Raw genomic sequence first — 17,245 nt, 5'->3', positions numbered from 1 at the left:
AAGGGGTTGCGCCCGCAAGGCCGATGGTTTTCTACCACCGGCCCGCACGCAAGAGGTTCAGGCACGGCTGCCAGGCGCCACCGGCAGGGCCCGCAGGTACTGCGCCAGGAGCGCTTCGCTGGGCTGCTGTGAGCGCAGCACGCAGTTATCTGACGCCTGCAATGCCCGCTGCAGATGCACTTCGCCCTGCTGCCGATCGCCCCGCAGAAAAGCCCGCAGGGCCTCGCAGCGCGGACGCAGCCAAGGGGCGAACCAGTCAATGTCGCGGTCCATCCCGTCGTCCCACAGGCAGTTGGCATCCTGCTGCTGGCAGGCGCGGAGAAAACCCAGCTCGATGCGTAGCAGAGTGATCAGGGTGCTCATGCCGGTCAATGACTGCCGATGGCTTTGCAGCACCGCTTCCAGCTCCGGCTCCAGTTGCAGCGCCGCCTGCCAGTCCCCCTGGTTCAGCAGTGCGCCGAGACGATAGTCGAAGGCCAGCAACGGCTGGGGCATCGGGCCCTGGGCCAACAGGGCAATATCGGCAGCCGGCAGCTGCTCGCTGGGCACCCCGGCGGCGGTCAGGGCGAGCAGGCGCATCGGGGCCAATGCATCAGCCTGGTCGTCACGGTGCCGCCACCAGGCAATCAGCAATGCCCCATCGCTGGCATGCACACTCAGGGTCGGCAGCAAATTGGCCAGTGCCATGCACAGGTTGATCACGGCAAACGCCAGGGCAACGGCCGCCACCAGGCCCTGGCCGAGCCCGGCAACCCCCAGGCAGGTCATGCCCACCAGCAGGTTGAACACAGGCCCCATTGCCACCATCCACAGCATCTGCCGGCGCAACGGACGCCGGGGATTGGCCGCGGCCATCACGAAACCACCAAGCCGGCGGCTCTTGAGCTGGGGCGACCAGCGCACCTGCCAGCCCCGACGCCGCACCTGGATCTCCAGCGCCGCGACACGCATCAGCAGCACCGGCATGGCATTGAACCTGGCCCCCAGGTAATGGCCGCCTTCGTGCACGGCCAGGGCCACCAGCACCAGGCCAGCGGAGAGGATCATCGACAGGAATGGCTGCAGGTCGGAGTGCAGGCCGAAGCGCAGGTGAAGGCCGATGATCAGCGCCGCGCCCAGCCAGCTGGCCAGGCCCAGGAGTATCTGCAGTCCACGGATCAGAGTGTTCAGAGCACCGAGCCCTTTGTTGCGGTTCATGGCGGCCGTCCTTGGAGGTGCGAGGGTAGATGCGGGCGCGCAGACTGCCAGTTTCCACCCTGCCCATTCAACCCGACAGCGCAGATAAAACGCTCAGGCTGGCGCCGCCCTTCAGGCCTGCGCTCGGCACTGCACCTGCAACAGCTGGTCGGCCAGGGGCCGGCAGTCGATGCGTACCGGCAGGAACGCCTCGATCACCGCGATATTGCTCTGCAGGTGCTCGGTCATGCGCAGGGTGGTGAAACTGCCGCCGCCGGCCAGGGCCATGGGCAGCAGCAATTGGTCCGCCAGGTGCTCGGCCACCGCAGCCGTGGACCCCAGCCAGTCCCGGGCCTGGTCAATGGCCAGGTCGGCGACATGCTCCGCGCGCAGACTGTTCTGGCCGAACGCGCTGAACAACTCGGTCAGGTGCTCGAAGACGAACTCCAGCAGCAGGACATTGCCCGGGCCATATTGCTCGTCCAACTGCACCGGGCTCAGGCTTTCCCAGGGCAAGTCCAGGCGGTTGCCGACCCGGCGCAGCTCGCGCTCCGCCACATGGGCCGGCAAACCGGCACTCAGGGCCCAGGCCCGGCGTTCGAGCAGGGCGCCGCGCTGCTCAAGGTGCAGGGGGCGCAGGGTCGAAGGCTGGATAAATGCCTCCAGCTCGCCACCGCCGGCCGGGACGAAGCCATGGCGCAGCAGTTGCAGTTCCACCTGCCCGCCCATGCGCCGCAGTTGCGGCAGCCAGGCCTGCTGGAGGAAGTCCACCGGCGGCGCCAGGGGGTTATGGGTGCCGCCGCTGATGTGCACGCGGCTGGGCTGCGGCGCCTGCAACAGCGCCGGCAGCAGGGTCTGCAGCACCAGGGTGCAACTGCCGGCGGTGCCGATGGCGAAGCGGTAGTCGCCGCCACGGATCGGCCCCGGTTCGAAGGTCAGGGCCTGGGAGCCCAGTTCCGCGCCCGAAGTCCGCGCGCCGCAGACCTGGGCCGCCGCCAGCACCGCAGTCAGGTGCTGACGCATCAGCCCCGGACGGCTGCGCTTGGCGCGTATATTGACGATCCGCAGGGGCTTGCCGGTGAGCATCGACAAGCTCAGGGCGCTGCGCAGTACCTGGCCGCCGCCGATGGCGCCGTCCAGTTCGATAACCTCTTGTTTCATCACATTCCTCAAGCGTAGTGCCGGACGGTTTCCCGCAGGTAGGCGTCCAGCACGGCAGTGTCTTCATGGGTGCGCGCCAGCTTCGGCACCGGGCGCTCCAGCTCGGCGGCGATAAAGCGGTGCAGCGCCAGGCGCCGCGGCCCGTAGGCCGACTCATCGGCGCTGCGTTTCAGGGCCAGCAGCTCCTCCACTTCGTCCAGCAAGGGCTGATCATCGACGGTGGTCAGCAGCTCGGCGAAGGTCATCGGCGGTCGGCCGCGGCCCTGGTCGATCCAACGCACCGCCAGTAACGGCCGCAGGACGTAGAAGTACTTCTTGAACCGCACGCTGTCGCCTTGCAGGTAACCGCGAAAGTTCTTCCTGGCCATCGACAGGTAATGATTGCGCGCCGCCGGCGGGCTGTAGAACGCCTCCGCCAGCGCCCGCAAGCGCGCGGCTGCAGCCGGCTCGCTGCAATACACCAGGGGTGAATCCAGCCACTCCAGCAAGGTCGGGTTGGACTTGCGCAGCAGCCCCAGGGTCTTGCGCAACTCCCAACCGCTGATGTCCAGCTCATCGTCCAGCGGGCGCTCGATCACGTCGCGCGCGGTGTCCACCTGGATGAACCACTCGGGTTTTTCCACATAGACAAAGCGCACGTCGTAGTCACTGTCGGTGGAGGCAAAACCCCAGGCACGGCTGCCCGACTCGCAGGCATACAGCACCTTGACCTTGCGTTCGCGCTCGATGCGCGCCAATTCTTCCAGTACCCGTTCGCGCATGGCGCAACTGAGGGGGTGACGCTCTTCTTCGGTGTACATGTGCAACATCCTGTTCAATCGGTGGCACTGGCCATCAGTACCGCCAGGGTCCGGCGCCGGGGGTTCCAGATGCTCAGGCACCAGACGCCCCACCACTCCAGGCCCTCCTCAAAATACGTGCTCCAGGGCGGCATTTCCGGCCCCACGCGGGCCTCGGTCACCCACTCCAGCTCCAGGTTGCTCACCCAGTCGATCACCACCGGCCCGGCCTCGGGCTCCAGCCCCAGCAGCGCCAGCCATTGGCGGAAGATCACCTCGGGGCGCTCCCCGTTCTCGGCAAACTGCGTGCCGTACGGCGGATCGCTGAAGGCCGGGTACAACCCCATGGCGTCGCCCGCAGGCTGGATCAGGGTCAACTGGCGAATTTGCTCGGCATCCAGTTCACGGGGTTGTGCCCGCTGCACCTCCCAGCGCATCGGCTGGCCTTGGCCGACGTTGGCATAACACGGGTCTTCACTGCGTTCTTGCTGCACCTGTCGGAACAACACACTCAGTGCCTGGCGATGCAGCTCGAGGTCCACCTTCGCCTGGGGTGCTACGGCCAGCACGGCGAAGTCGAAGACGCAGAGCGCCTCTTTCATCTGCCGGCGCAAGGCCTGGCCCTGTTCATTCTCGATCGGTGTCAGCAGGGCTGATTGCATGGCCACTCTCTCCATTCTTCACAGCAGGCGCGTGAGCGAACCTGCGGGTAATTCACCGGTTTCTTCCAGGGCCTTCACCCGTTGCGCCAGGGCCTCGCGCAGCGGCTTGGGGGTCACCGGGTCGAACATGCCGTAGCGGGCATCGCACCAGCGGGCCAGGGCCTCGCGCCAATAGGCACGTTCATCCGTTGCCTGCCCCAGGCGCCACAGCAGGTATTCCAACTGCCGCCAACTGGGCTTGAGCCCGAGCATGGCCCAACGCCGCGCCTTCGGCAGCTCATGCCACTGCTGGTCCAGGCGCAACTCCAGGGCTTCGTCGAACACCGCCCAGGGCTGCTGGCGCAACAGGCCCAGGGCGCAGTCGAAGACCTTGTCCGAGGGATCGTCGAGGGCCGCCAGTTGCTCGCTCATGCCGCGCTCGCCCAGGGTTTGCAGGGCCTGCAGGCGCACACTCGGCGCCGGCGAGGCCAGGGCCTGGCGCACCATGGCGTCGGCCTGCGGTTCCTGCAGCTCCCTGACCAGCCCCAGCAGCCCCAGCCACTGGCGCTTGTTGCCCGGGGCCGGCTGCTGCAAGCGGGCCAACAGCACCTCCCGCGGGTCCAGCCCATGGCGCGGCGCGGCCCAGTGGGCCAGGCAGCGCAAGGCCCCCGAAGGGTCGAGCAAGGCCTGGGCCAGGTACCCGCGACAATCGGCAAGGCGCGGCAACAGCAGCCGCAAGGCCTTGACCCGCACACTGGCACCGCAGCTGTGCATTACCGCTTCCAGCAAGGGCAGCGCCTGCGCGTCGGGCAGTTCGGCGCAGGCGTCCACCGCCATCTGCCGCACGCTGACCTCCGGGTGACGCAGGGCCATGGCCAGCAGCGCCGGCCGGTCCTCGACGCCCTTGAGCAACAGTTCGAAGACAAAGCGCGCAGCCTTGCCCCGACAAGCGCCAAAGGCCCCATGCACCTCGTCGCGCACCTGGGCCAGCTGCAACACCGCGGTGGCCCGCTCCAGGGTTGCGCCGTGGTCGGCCCGCTGCTTGCCGCTCAGGGCCAGCAGCGGTGCCAGGGTCTGCAACAGCAGCCCGGCGTGCTCCGGCGCCCAATACGCCTCGACCGCATCGGCCGCCTCCTGGCGTACCTGGGGCACCCAGTCGTTGAGGCGTTCCAGAAGCGCCGCCAAGGCCTCGGCCGAGGGCTGCGCGGACAAACCGCGTACCGCTGCCTGACGCACGAAACCGTTGCCGAAGCGGCTCAGCTCCAGCCAGGCACTGTGCCTGTCCAGGTTTTCCAATACCTCCCTTACCCGGCCGCTTTCATAGTCGCTCAGCTGGGAATGCCAACTGAGCGGGACCGGTATCAAGGCTTCCATGTCGTCCATTGTTCTACCCCTTTACGCACACCACCTGACGCAGGGTGTGCAGCACTTCCACCAGCTCGCGCTGGGCGTGCATGACTTGGTCGATGTCCTTGTAGGCCATCGGGATTTCATCGATCACCGCTTCGTCCTTTCGGCACTCCACATGGGCGGTAGAGCGGATCTGGTCGGCCAGGGTGAAGGTGTTCTTGGCCTTGGTCCGGCTCATCACCCGGCCTGCGCCGTGGCTGCAGGAGCAGAACGCCTCCTCGTTACCCAATCCACGGACGATGAAGCTCTTGGCCCCCATCGACCCCGGAATGATCCCCAGCTCGCCCTTCTTCGCCGACACTGCCCCCTTGCGGGTCACCAGCACCTCTTCACCGAAGTGGCGCTCCTTCTGCACGTAGTTGTGGTGGCAGTTGACTGCCTCCAGCGCCACTTCAAAGGGCTTGCTGATCACCTTGCGGGTGGCCTGGATCACCAGTTGCATCATCAGCTCGCGGTTGTGCCGGGCAAAATCCTGGGCCCAGGCCACGGCTTCGACGTAATCATCGAAGTGCTGGCTGCCTTCCTCGAAGTAGGCCAGGTCACGGTCCGGCAAGTTGGCGATATGTTGACGCATATCGGCCTGGGCCAGGTGAATGAACAGGTTGCCGATGGCGTTACCTACGCCGCGGGAACCGCTGTGGAGCATGAACCAGACCCGGTTGGCTTCATCCAGGCAGACCTCGATGAAGTGGTTACCCCCTCCGAGGGTTCCCAGGTGCTGGCGGTTGTTGCTGTTGGCCAGGGCCGGGTACTTATCGGTGATGGCCTTGAACCGTGGCTGCAGGGCCGCCCAGGCCAGGTCAGTCTGTTGCGGCACATCACCCCAGGCCCCCTTATCTCGACCGCTACGGGGCGAAGTACGACCGTGAGGCACCGCCGCCTCGATGGCGCTACGCAGCCCGGCCAGGTTATCCGGCAGGTCGGAGGCGGTCAGCGAGGTACGGGCGGCGATCATTCCGCAACCGATATCCACCCCGACCGCGGCCGGGATGATCGCGCCCACCGTGGGGATCACGCTACCGATGGTCGACCCCTTACCCAGGTGCACGTCGGGCATCACGGCCAGGTGCTTGAAGATGAACGGCATCTTCGCGGTGTTCATCAATTGCTGGCGCGCTTCGTTTTCCACCGGTACGCCCTGGGTCCACATCTTGATCGGCTTGCCGTTGGCGACTTCCAGCAGTTGGTAGGTTTTGTGTTCCATGTCGTTGACTCTTTTTCCTGTGGCCGGTGATTCGGCCTTGTTCAATAGGGTGTGCAGGAGCCGGGGCGCAGAAAATCATCTGGAGGGCCTCTTCGCTGGCAAGCCAGCTCCTACGGGACTGCGGTGTTCGGTACAGACGGCGACAAGTGGAGGTGGAACATGCAGCGCGCTCTGCCACTGAGCTAGCACCTTGCGGTGAACGGGACTCGAACCCGCGACCACGCTGTCCTGTAGTTCCACCGGCATTCGCCGGGTCAATCGGTGCAGGCCGGGCCTGCGGGCAGCGACAAGGGAACAGGCACATTTGCTCTACCCACTGAGCTACAGCCTTGCGGCTGGCGGGGCTCGAACCCGCGACACGATGTAGTACCTGTGGCATTCGCTGCCATCCCGCCGAAGCGGGGGAAAAACGGCGACGACAAGGAGTCGATGAAACAATGCACTCGCGTTCTGACCATTGAACCACGGCGCCGTTTTCCAGCACCGGCGGGAATCGAACCCGCATCTCGAACCTTGGATGTAGTTCCATCAGCATTCGTCGCAAAAAACAAAAAGGGTGGCACGACAAAAGAAGTGACTGATTGCCGGAATCGAACCGGCTTGACCAGGATGTACAGCCACTGGCATTCGTGCCCTCACCGGCCCTGACAAGAGTTGCTGAGACGCCTTTAGATGTAGTCACAGCGGCATTCAGGGCCAATGATCAAAAAATCCGTGGTGTGCGCCGGCTCGCCGGCGCACGGTTTATCTCCTGTTCTGCCGATCAGGGCTCCATTGCCTCGATCGCCTTGACCCAGTGCTGCGCACCGTAGTTGCCAGCGGTGAACTGCGCGATCACATCGAACACCGCGTCACTGAAGCCGCCGACGTTGAGGATGTCCTCGCGGTCCGGCGCCTGGGTCGTGGCCCCGGGTTGCATATCGATGCACACCAGCCGCGCCTGCGGGTTGATGGCGCGGATCCGCTCCCACTGGCGCAGGGTTTCCGTGGCCCCATGGCGCCGTGCATCGATCCACGACTCGTTGTCCGAGACCAGGATCAGGGTGTCCACGCGGCTCTTGGCGTTGGCCAGCTGAGCCAGGGGCGCCGAGCAGTTGGTACCGCCCCCGCCGATGTTCGCTAGCTTCTGCGCATTGCTCATCACGCTGTCCCGCGGGTTGAGGTGGATGTTCACCACTCCCCGCTCGAACGGCATGACCCGCGCCGCCGGCTGCTTGCGCAACACCGCGGCCGCCACCAGCGCCGCCACATCGATGCAACGCACCGCCGTGGTGGCGCCCTGGCGATAGCCGGTGACCGGGCTGTGCATCGAGCCCGAGACATCCGGGCAAACCACCACATTGCCTGCCAGTGCCGGCACGTTGGCCAGGGACAGCTCCAAAGCATCCTGCAGCGCCTCGCGGACCTGCTGCGGCACCTCCTCGCCCGCCATGCGGTACGCCGCCAGCAACTGGTACGGGTAGACCCGGGCCTTGGCCACCTCCCCCGCATCCGCCAGCCGCGCCGCCACGTACTCGGTGCAACCGGGCACCTGGAACGCGCCGTGGCGGGCCAGGGTATTGAGGTTCATGCGCAGCCCCTGCCAACCCATGTTGCGGGCCTGTGCGGCCCATTGTCCGGCGCTCAGTGTCTCGTTGCCGAGCAACTGGAACGGCACCTGCGGCACCTCCTGTGTCGCCCCGCTGCGAAACGCCAGCAGTTCGCGGGTCAGTTGCGGCAGCGCCTGCACATCCACCGGCTTGCCGATCAACCAGGCAAAGAAGGCTTCGCGCCAGGCCTCGCTTGGCTTGGGGTGAACCATCTTCACCACGTCCGCCAGGGACGGCTGGTTACCCACCGAGGCCTGCAACAGCTGACGCTCGGTGGCGTTGTTCAACCAGCTCTGCACCAGGCGCTTGGGCTGCGAACCCAGGGACTTGCGTCCGGTTACGCCGCTGCGCAGGATCTGCACGAAGTTGCGCAGCATCTTGCCGTTGTCCACCACCTGGGCGAACAGCTCCGGCACCAGGGACGAGCGTTGCGCCGTCAGCGCTGCCAGCAGCAGCGCCGGCATGTCCTTCATGTGGCCTTGCTGCCGAGCGTAACGGGCGGCCTGGGCGACAAAGCGGCTGTCCAGTTCGCTGACCAATTGCAGCACCGCTTCCAGCTGGCCTTCAGGCGAGGTGTAGAAGGTCGAGTTCAGGCAACCGGTGACCGCCAGCTGAGCCAGGCGATGCTTGGCGTTGTAGCCATAGGCCGATGCCTTGGAAGCGTTCAGGGTGTTGCTCGCCGGCGCTTTTGCCTGTTGGCTGTTGAACAGCTGGATGTTGGCCATCTTGGCGTCTCGCTCTGTTGTCTTGTTCGTTGCCAGATACATTGCAGCCGCTGTGCCAGGTTTTATTTTTTCACAAAAATATTTATTAAATATTTGATTTTAAAGGCTTTTATTTTTTATCGATTGTTCTTGAACAAGTTTTGAAGACAAGCACCTCGATATTTTTATATCTTTGTTTATCGCTATTTATCTTCAGGTATAAACATGTCGAGCAAGCCCACGGTGGCCATAGGTTTTGTCGGCGCCACCCTCGATCGCGTCGGCAAGGGCGCCAATCGCTGGAGCCACTGGCGGCCCAGCGTCGGCCTGTGCCAACAGCAGGATGTGCTGATCCACCGCCTGGAACTGATCCACGGCGTCGACGCCCGGGACATCAGCCTGGCCGGGCGGATTGCCGATGACATCCGCCAGGTATCGCCGGAGACCGAGGTGCGCCTGCACCCCATGGGCCTGAACAACCCCTGGGATTTCGAGGAGGTGTACGGCGCCCTGCACGACTTCACCAGCGCCTACCCGTTCGATACCGAGCGCGAGGATTACCTGGTGCACATCACCACCGGCACCCACGTGGCGCAGATCTGCTGGTTCCTCCTGACCGAGGCGCGCTACCTGCCGGCGCGGCTGATCCAGACCTCACCGGCGCGGCGCCGCGACCCGGGGGAACACGCCACCGGTACCCACGCGCTGATCGACCTCGACCTGTCGCGCTACGACCGCATCGCCTCGCGCTTTGCCCACAAGCGCCTGGAAGGCCTGGCCTTCCTCAAGTCGGGGATTGCCACTCGCAACCCGGCGTTCAACCGCTCCATCGAACAGATCGAACGCGTCGCCGTGCGCTCCAAGGCACCGATGCTGCTGATCGGCCCCACCGGGGCCGGCAAGTCGTTCCTGGCCCGGCGCATCTATGAACTCAAGCGCGGCCGGCATCAGGTGCAGGGGCGTTTTGTCGAGGTCAACTGCGCCACCCTGCGGGGCGACGGCGCCATGTCGGCGCTGTTCGGGCATATCAAGGGCGCCTTCACCGGCGCGCAGAATGCCCGGGACGGCCTGTTGCGGGCGGCGGACGGCGGCATGCTGTTCCTCGACGAGATCGGCGAACTGGGGCTGGACGAACAGGCGATGCTGCTCAAGGCCATCGAAGAAAAGCGCTTCTTCCCCATGGGCTCGGACAAGGAGGTCGAGAGCGACTTCCTGATCATCGCCGGCACCCACCGCGACCTGCGCGGGCGAGTTGCCCAGGGCTTGTTCCGCGAAGACCTGTTTGCCCGGATCAACCTCTGGACCTTCGACCTGCCGGGGCTTGCAGGGCGCCGCGAAGACATCGAGCCGAACATCGATTTCGAGCTGGAGCGCCATGCCCGCGAGCAAGGGCAACTGGTGCGCTTCAACCTGGAAGCCCGTCGCCGCTACCTGGCCTTCGCCAGCTCCAGCGAGGCGGCGTGGCTGGGCAACTTCCGCGAGCTGTCGGCGTCCATCACCCGCATGGCCACCCTGGCCGACAGCGGGCGCATCGACCAGGCCCAGGCCGAGGAAGAGATCCAGCGCCTGCGCCATGCCTGGGGCCTGGAGAACGAAGAGGACGAACTGCAGGCACTGCTGGGCGACGAGGTGGAACTGGACCTGTTCGACCGCCTGCAACTCAAGGCGGTGCTTGCCGAATGCCGTCGCGCCGACAGCCTGTCGCAGGCCGGTCGACGGTTGTTCGGGGTGTCACGCCTGGGCAAGGCCAACCCCAACGACGCCGACCGGCTGCGCAAATACCTGGCGCGCTTCGGGCTGGACTGGAAGCAGCTCCATCCCTCGTGAGCGCGGGCTTCAGTCCCGCGGCAAGGGCACGGCGAACACCCCACTGGCGCGGGCCACTTCACGCTCGCCGACCTGCAACAGCACCGTGGCAAAGGCCATCTGCCGGCCGCGCCTGGCATGTTCCAGGCGCACCTCGATCCACTCCCCCACCTGCACCGCGCCCAGGTAGTCGAGGGTCATGCTGGCGGTGATCAGCGGCAACGGCGGGTCGCTGGCAAAGGCCATGGCGTAACCCATGCCGATGTCCGCCAGGGTGGCGATGATGCCGCCGTGCACCGTACCGCGGCCGTTGGCGTGACGAGCATCGGCGCGCAGGCCCAGGCGCAGTTCACGGCCACTGCCGCAGCCATAGACCGGCCCGATCAGCTCCAGCAGCGGGCTGCTGCGGGACAAGGGGGTAAAGCCTTCGGGGATCGACACGACATCCATGAAACGCTCCTGGCAATGAACTGGCATGACAGATGCCAACCCGCAGAGGTGTAGCGCCTCAGGCCCTGCGCAGCCATCAGTATCAACCCGAGAAATTATCGCCAATAAGCCCGAGACGGCATGGGGTGGCGCGCCAAAGCCCGGTAAGATAGGCGCCCTGGCATTCAGCCACAGACCCATGCAATCAAGGAACCTCCATGCGGTATCAGGACGATCACTCCTCGCGGCTACGCCGGCTGCCCCTCATCCTGCTCGGCAGCCTCGCCCTCGGCGCCTGTTCACCCAGCCATGACAACAGCTCTGGCATGGCGATGGGCGGCGCCCAGGGCAAGGCCGGCGCGCTGCTGGCCTACGAGCACGAGCTGGGCCTGTCGCTGCCCGCCGCACAGATCGCTCCGCGCCTGGAGCAAACCCGCCAAGCCTGTGAAAGCGCCAAGTTCGGCCCCTGCAACATCCTGCGCCTGGAACAGGGTCCCTACCGCGCCCAGGTGATCCTGCGCATCGCTCCCAGCGGGGTCGAGCCGATGGTCGGCCTGGCCGCCGAGGGTGCCCAACTGGGCGAGCGCATCACCACCGCCGAAGACCTGGCCGACTCCGTGGCCGATGTGCAGCGCCAGCAGGAACGGCTCAAGAGCCAGCAGCGACGCCTGGATGAACTGGCGGCGCGCAAGGACATCAGCGTCAGCGACCTGATTGCCCTGAGCAAGGAACAGGCGGTCATCGAAAACGAACTGCAGGCCCTGGCCCAGGTCGCCGCCGGCCAGCAGCGACGCCTGGACACCAACCGCCTGACCCTGAACTTCACCCCCAGCGACAACGCCGAGCGCGGCTCCAACCTCAAGCTCGCCTTCAGCAACCTGCTGGACAACATGGCCGACGGCACCGCCGAAGCCCTGGAGAAAGGCAGCTATGTACTGCCCTTCGTGATCCTGGCCTTCCCCCTGGCCCTGCTGTGGGTCTGGCTGTGGCGCAAGTTCGTGCGTCGCCGCCACTGATCGGCAACCAATAAAAAGCCCGGCTATTCAGCCGGGCTTTTTATTGGGCTCGCGCAATGCCCTAGGCGCCCTGGGCTTGCAGCGCCAGCAACAGGCGTTCCAGGCCGATGCCGAAGCCCGCACCCTGGCGATAGGCGCCGGCCCCCACCACTTGCTGCTGCGCTCCGAGTTGCGGGCAGCGGGCCTCAAAACCCTCGCCATTGAGGTAGTAGGTCAGCCCGCGCTTGACCCCCAGGTTGAGCTCGTATTCCAGCCCCAGGGCATCGAGAAAACCGACACACAACGCCCGCGCCTGCTCCAGCGCCTGCTGCGGATCAGGCCCGAGGATCTCCAGGCCCAGCTGGGTGAACTCGCGGTAACGCCCGGCTTGCGGGCGCTCATAGCGGTAGCAGCGGGCGACATAGAAAAAGCTCGCCTGTTCGCGCCCGGCGAGCAGTTCGGCAGCGGTTTCCTGGAACAGCGCGGTGGCTTCCGGGATCAGGCAGCAGGCCCGCCCGGCCTTGTCGTTGAAGGCCCACATCTGGCCGATGACTTCGCTGCCGCCAGCCTTTTCGATAAAGGTGTCCTGGCCCCACAGCGCCGGGACTATGACTTCTTCAGCGCCCGCTTCGATGAAGCCAGCTCCGGAACCTTCCTTCCAGGATACGCAGGGTGGCGGCTTGTTCGCCGCTGATCATTCGGGTGCCACGAAGCATGGTCATGGGTGTTTCCTCTGGTGTGTGACAGGCAAAAAAAAGGCGCCTTGCAGGGCGCCTTGGTGGTGTCTCGACGGTCAGTGATTGCCGGAGCGGGTCACTGACGGCTCGATGCGCATACGCGACCACGGCCCCTGGGATGAGGTCCGGTGATGATGGAGGCGAGTACGGCAGCGGAAAAAATTCATCGCGCATCCTGGCACGGACCGCAGCAGGCTGACAAGCCTGCTGCAGGAGACTTTGTATCGCTGCCGATCTCGTCGGCCGGCCTGCGACAAGCCTCGCCGAACCCCTGGTGGATGGCGCGCAAGGGCTCTGCAAAAGGCCTTGGCGACGCTATCAGCGACGTCGATATTCACCATCGAGCCAATGCAGTTCTCAAAAAACTGGCGCGGCGTAGGATCGGCTCCATTCCCGACAACAGCGACCCCCGGAGCACCCCAGCATGAAACGCCAACTTTTCCTCAGCCTGGTTTTCTCGGCCTTCGCCGTCAACGCATTTGCCGCCAGCAGCGCCTACCCGGTGATCACCGAAGGCGGCTCGGATCGCCTGATTGAAAGCCGCGTGGCCGAAGGCGGTTCCGATCGCCTGATCGAACGTCGCGTGGCTGAAGGCGGTTCTGATCGCCTGATCGAACGTCGCGTAGCTGAAGGCGGTTCCGATCGCCTGATCGAACGCCGCGTAGCTGAAGGCGGTTCTGATCGCCTGATCGAACGCCGAGTAGCTGAAGGCGGTTCTGATCGCCTGATCGAACGTCGCGTGGCTGAAGGCGGTTCCGATCGCCTGATCGAACGCCGCGTAGCTGAGGGCGGTTCCGATCGCCTGATCGAACGTCGCGTGGCTGAAGGCGGCTCGGATCGCTTGATGCAAAACCGCGCATGAGCCACCCAAGCGTCGTTGCCGAAAAGAAGCCCGGTCCAAGCCACCGGGCTTTTTTCATTGCGCGCTGCAGCAGGATTCACTTCTGGTTTTTTGCCATGCAGCGCTGGTAACGCTCATCCACCCTTTTGGCAAACCAGGCCGTGGTCAGTTGGCGGGTGATCTTCGGGCTCTTGAGTTCGATGCCGGGCAATTGTTGACGCGGCACAGTCTTGCCTGCGGCCTGGTCGGCCAGGGCAAACACCTGGCGATACAGTGGCGTATCCTCGAACTCCGGGCTGTCGCCCTTCTCCAGCTGCTGGCGAATACTCGGGTTGCGCAGGCCCAGTTGCCGGCCCAGGGTGCGCACCGCCAACTCGGTGCTGCCGGGCATGATCGAGTCGTAGCGGATCAGGTCGCCATCCAGCGCCAGGCGAATCCCGCTGACCCGGCTCACGGCACTCTGGAACGCGGCGTTGCGGCTGGCGTACCAGCCGGCGTTGAAGTCGGCGAAGCGATACAGCGGTTGCGGGTAGTTCACCGGGTACCCCAACAGATGGGCGATGCCGAAATACATGCCGCCGCGGCGGCTGAAGACCTCATGACGGATCGACCCCTGCAGCGGGTACGGATAACCCTCGGCATGCTGCTCGGCGAACGCGATGCTGACTTGCATCGGCCCGCCGGTGTGCACCGGGTTGAACCCACCGAACAGGGTCTTGCCCATGGGCACCTGGCCGATGAAGTCATCGAAGATCGCGCTCAACTCCTTCTCGGTGCGGGCCTTGGCCAGGCGCTGGCTGTAGGACTGGCCATCACTGGCATGCACCTGCAGCGCCGCGCTCACCAACAGCGCCGGCACATGCACCTTGGCGGCGCGGCGGTCGATCTCTTCCCGGGCAATGCGCCCCAGCCCCGGCACCACCGGGTCGACCTGGAAGGTCGACTCTTGCTCGGTCACCGCCAGCACCGCGCACAGGTTGCCTGGGGTTGGCTCCAGGCCCTGGGCACTGAAGGCCACCTGGATATCCCGAGCCCAGCCCGGGCGATCGGCCACCGTGGGCGGCAACAGGCGCAGGACTCGGGCCTGGACCTCGGCCGCCGGCACCGGCGGAGCCTGGCTGACGCGCTGGCCGGCACAACCGGCCAGGAGCACCAGCGCGGTCATCATCAACAGTCGACACAAATACATAGGGCTCCCAATGGCCAAGGTTCAAACCTGTCCTGGTTCACGCCTCGCAACGGCGTGGCAGTGACGACACCCCATTGGGGTGCAGAGACAATCGGCGGCCGCTCGCCGCAAGACAGCGTGCGAACGGCATTCAGCCGCTGGTCATCCGACCCGAGAATAGCCGCCATGTTCAGCCGCAGCGATTTCCAGCAACGGGCCCCGCCATGATCGCAGCGCCCCGCAGCCCGCGGGATGCCCCCCCTGCCTGCTCTTCCCGCGGGACGCCCGGGCCTGAACCCGCGATGCAGCAAAGCCGACACAGGCACCTCGGCTCTTCTATGCTGTGAGGGTTTCCCCGGCCTACACTGGTCGCCCTCTCGGACTGGAGCGCCTTGCAATGCTGACCCTGGACTTCTTGATCACCAGCCTGATCGTCGTGCTGATTCCCGGCAGCGGCGTAATCCTGACCATTTCCGCCGCCCTGGTGGCCGGGCAGCGCGCCAGCCTGTTCACCGCCATCGGCTGCACCGCGGGGATAGTGCCGCACCTGCTGGCGTCGATCCTCGGCCTGTCGGCGATCCTGCACACCAGCGCCCTGGCGTTCCAGGGCCTGAAGTTTGCCGGGGTCGCCTACCTGCTGTACCTGGCCTACGCCACCTGGCGCGATCGCTCGGCCTTCGCCGTGGACAGCAACGCGGTCAGCCGCAGCGCCGGCGCGCTGATGACCAAGGCCTGCCTGCTGAATATCCTCAACCCCAAGCTGACGATCTTCTTCCTCGCCTTCCTGCCCCAGTTCATCGCCCATGACGGCAGTGACCCGGTCCCGCAGATGCTCCTGCTCAGCGCCGTGTTCATGGCCATGACCTTCTGCGTGTTCGTGCTCTACGGACTGCTGGCCAACCTGTTCCGCCGTGCGGTGATCGAATCGCCCCGGGTGCAGAACTGGCTGCGCCGCAGCTTTGCCGCCAGCTTCGCCGGGCTCGGCCTGAACCTGGCCTTCGCCCAGCGCTGAACCCCCGCGCCAGCCTGGCCCGCAGCCAGAGGCATGAGATTGATCTGCAATCGAGGGCAAGGACATGAACTGCAGCGACGTACTGATCATCGGTGCCGGGCCCACCGGCCTGGTACTGGCGCTGTGGCTGCGCCAGCAAGGGGTCAAGGTGCGGATCATCGACAAGACCACCGGCCCCGGCACCACCTCCCGGGCCCTGGCGGTACAGGCCCGGACCCTGGAGCTGTACCGCCAGCTGGACCTGACCGAGGCCATCGTCCAGCGCGGCCACCATGTGCCGGCGGTCAACCTCTGGGTCAAGGGCGAGCGCACCGCGCACCTGCCGTTCAATGCCATCGGCGAAGGCCTGACGCCCTACCCTTTCCTGCAGATCTTTCCCCAGGATGAACACGAGCAACTGCTGATCGAGCGCCTGGAGCAGCTCGGCACCCGGGTGGAGCGCAACACCGAACTGCTGGCCTTCACCGACCACGGCAACCTGACCAGCGCCCGGCTGCGCGGCGCCGATGGGCGCGAGGAACTGTGCCAGGCGTTCTACCTGGCCGGCTGCGACGGCGCCCGCTCCACGGTGCGCAAGACCCTGGGCACCGGCTTCCCCGGCGGCACCTACCAGCAGGTGTTCTACGTCGCGGACGTCGAGGCCAGCGGCCCGCCCCTCGATGGCCAGTTGCATGTGGACCTGGACGAAGCGGATTTTCTCGCGGTCTTCCCCCTGGCCGACAGAGGCCGCGCACGGCTGATCGGCACGGTGCGCGACGAGCGGGCCGAGCACCCGGAAAACCTGCGCTTCGAAGACGTCAGCCAGCGTGCCATGCGCCAGCTCAAGGTCGAGGTCAGCCAGGTCAACTGGTTCTCCAGCTACCGGGTGCACCACCGGGTGGCCGAGCATTTTCGCCAGGGTCGGGTGTTTCTGCTCGGCGATGCCGCCCATGTGCACAGCCCCGCCGGCGGCCAAGGCATGAACACCGGGATCGGCGACGCCATCAACCTGGCCTGGAAGCTCGCCGCCGTTCTCGCGCGCAAGGCCGAGGACAGCCTGCTGGACAGCTACGCCAGTGAACGCATGGAGTTCGCCCGACGCCTGGTGTCCACCACTGACCGGGTGTTCAGCTTCGCCACCGCCGAAGGCCCGGTGGCCTACCTGTTGCGCACGCGCCTGGCACCCCTGCTGCTGCCGAAGATCGCCGCCTTCGACAGCGCCCGGGAATTTCTCTTTCGCACCGTGTCGCAGATCACCCTCAACTACCGGGGCATGCCCCTGAGCGGCGGCAGCGCCGGGCACGTGCACGGTGGCGACCGCCTGCCCTGGGTGCGAGACGGCGAGCACGACAACTTCGACAGCCTCGCCCACCTCGGTTGGCAAGTGCACGTGTATGGGGTCACCAGCGACGCCCTGCGCACCTGGTGCAGTGAACAGCGGGTGGCATTGCAGGTGTTCGACTGGCGCCCGGCCCATGGTGAGGCCGGGCTGGTGCGCAATGCCTTCTACCTGCTGCGCCCGGACACCTACGTGGCCCTGGCCGAGCGTTCGGCCGACCCTGGGGTGCTGGAGCGCTATTTCCAGGAGCGCGACCTGCGGCCCTGATCAGCCCT

General features: G+C 65.8%; 16 protein-coding genes. 6 read left to right on the top strand and 10 right to left on the bottom strand.

From position 1 onward, the window contains the following. Window positions 1-57: 57 nt before the first annotated feature. From U873_RS0124320 to U873_RS0124290, 7 genes are all read right to left on the bottom strand, one after another. Window positions 58-1,197 (bottom strand): M50 family metallopeptidase, encoded by a 1,140-nt coding sequence (locus U873_RS0124320; RefSeq protein WP_025130729.1) that lies wholly within the window; start codon window positions 1,195-1,197, stop codon window positions 58-60. A gap of 111 nt (window positions 1,198-1,308) precedes the next feature. Then, window positions 1,309-2,337, bottom strand: coding sequence for an RNA 3'-terminal phosphate cyclase (gene rtcA / locus U873_RS0124315; RefSeq protein ID WP_025130728.1), 1,029 nt, complete (start codon window positions 2,335-2,337; stop codon window positions 1,309-1,311). An 8-nt stretch (window positions 2,338-2,345) separates the two neighbouring features. Further along, a complete protein-coding gene (locus U873_RS0124310) occupies window positions 2,346-3,137 on the bottom strand; it encodes a DNA polymerase beta superfamily protein (protein WP_025130727.1) in 792 nt (263 codons plus the stop codon). 14 nt (window positions 3,138-3,151) lie between these two features. Then, window positions 3,152-3,778 (bottom strand): hypothetical protein, encoded by a 627-nt coding sequence (locus tag U873_RS0124305; RefSeq protein ID WP_256244858.1) that lies wholly within the window; start codon window positions 3,776-3,778, stop codon window positions 3,152-3,154. An 18-nt stretch (window positions 3,779-3,796) separates the two neighbouring features. Further along, a complete protein-coding gene (locus U873_RS0124300) occupies window positions 3,797-5,140 on the bottom strand; it encodes a PBS lyase (RefSeq protein ID WP_025130725.1) in 1,344 nt (447 codons plus the stop codon). Window positions 5,141-5,144: 4 nt separating this feature from the next. Beyond that, the gene (locus U873_RS0124295; protein ID WP_025130724.1) at window positions 5,145-6,371 is read right to left on the bottom strand and encodes an RtcB family protein; all 1,227 of its coding nucleotides are present in this window, start codon (window positions 6,369-6,371) and stop codon (window positions 5,145-5,147) included. 763 nt (window positions 6,372-7,134) lie between these two features. Further along, complete coding sequence (locus tag U873_RS0124290) at window positions 7,135-8,685, bottom strand: TROVE domain-containing protein (protein ID WP_025130723.1); 1,551 nt, start codon at window positions 8,683-8,685, stop codon at window positions 7,135-7,137. A gap of 204 nt (window positions 8,686-8,889) precedes the next feature. Here U873_RS0124290 and rtcR point away from each other — a divergent pair, with 204 nt between their 5' ends. Continuing rightward, window positions 8,890-10,491: an RNA repair transcriptional activator RtcR gene (gene rtcR / locus U873_RS0124285; protein WP_025130722.1), complete on the top strand. Its 1,602-nt coding sequence runs from the start codon at window positions 8,890-8,892 to the stop codon at window positions 10,489-10,491. A gap of 9 nt (window positions 10,492-10,500) precedes the next feature. On the opposite strand, the gene U873_RS0124280 is transcribed toward rtcR, so the two are convergent. Next, a complete protein-coding gene (locus U873_RS0124280; protein WP_025130721.1) occupies window positions 10,501-10,920 on the bottom strand; it encodes a PaaI family thioesterase in 420 nt (139 codons plus the stop codon). 197 nt (window positions 10,921-11,117) lie between these two features. On the opposite strand from U873_RS0124280, the gene U873_RS0124275 reads away from it, so the two are divergent. Then, a complete protein-coding gene (locus U873_RS0124275) occupies window positions 11,118-11,915 on the top strand; it encodes a DUF4349 domain-containing protein (protein ID WP_025130720.1) in 798 nt (265 codons plus the stop codon). Between the two features lie 61 nt (window positions 11,916-11,976). Here the strand turns inward: U873_RS0124275 and U873_RS0124270 are convergent, their stop codons facing one another. After that, complete coding sequence (locus U873_RS0124270) at window positions 11,977-12,528, bottom strand: ATP phosphoribosyltransferase regulatory subunit (RefSeq protein WP_029978618.1); 552 nt, start codon at window positions 12,526-12,528, stop codon at window positions 11,977-11,979. A 234-nt stretch (window positions 12,529-12,762) separates the two neighbouring features. On the opposite strand from U873_RS0124270, the gene U873_RS36775 reads away from it, so the two are divergent. Together U873_RS36775 and U873_RS0124265 are read left to right on the top strand one after the other, a co-directional pair. Then, window positions 12,763-13,059 carry a hypothetical protein gene (locus U873_RS36775; RefSeq protein WP_157838123.1) on the top strand — a complete coding sequence of 99 codons (297 nt, stop codon included), beginning with the start codon at window positions 12,763-12,765 and terminating at the stop codon, window positions 13,057-13,059. Continuing rightward, on the top strand, window positions 13,056-13,493 hold the full coding sequence (locus tag U873_RS0124265) for a hypothetical protein (RefSeq protein WP_025130718.1): 438 nt from the start codon (window positions 13,056-13,058) through the stop codon (window positions 13,491-13,493). The genes U873_RS36775 and U873_RS0124265 overlap by 4 nt, the downstream gene beginning before the upstream one ends. A gap of 76 nt (window positions 13,494-13,569) precedes the next feature. Here U873_RS0124265 and U873_RS0124260 read toward each other — a convergent pair whose 3' ends face one another. Beyond that, window positions 13,570-14,661, bottom strand: coding sequence for a DUF1615 domain-containing protein (locus U873_RS0124260; protein ID WP_025130717.1), 1,092 nt, complete (start codon window positions 14,659-14,661; stop codon window positions 13,570-13,572). Between the two features lie 376 nt (window positions 14,662-15,037). Here U873_RS0124260 and U873_RS0124255 point away from each other — a divergent pair, with 376 nt between their 5' ends. Together U873_RS0124255 and U873_RS0124250 are read left to right on the top strand one after the other, a co-directional pair. Beyond that, complete coding sequence (locus U873_RS0124255; protein ID WP_025130716.1) at window positions 15,038-15,652, top strand: LysE family translocator; 615 nt, start codon at window positions 15,038-15,040, stop codon at window positions 15,650-15,652. 64 nt (window positions 15,653-15,716) lie between these two features. After that, complete coding sequence (locus tag U873_RS0124250; RefSeq protein WP_025130715.1) at window positions 15,717-17,237, top strand: FAD-dependent oxidoreductase; 1,521 nt, start codon at window positions 15,717-15,719, stop codon at window positions 17,235-17,237. The last annotated feature ends 8 nt before the right edge of the window (window positions 17,238-17,245 follow it).

It is taken from the genome of Pseudomonas sp. PH1b (assembly GCF_000633395.1).
Classification (GTDB): Bacteria; Pseudomonadota; Gammaproteobacteria; order Pseudomonadales; family Pseudomonadaceae; genus Aquipseudomonas.
Note: the sequence above shows the minus strand (reverse complement) of the source record. Positions and strands in the feature narration are given on the sequence as shown.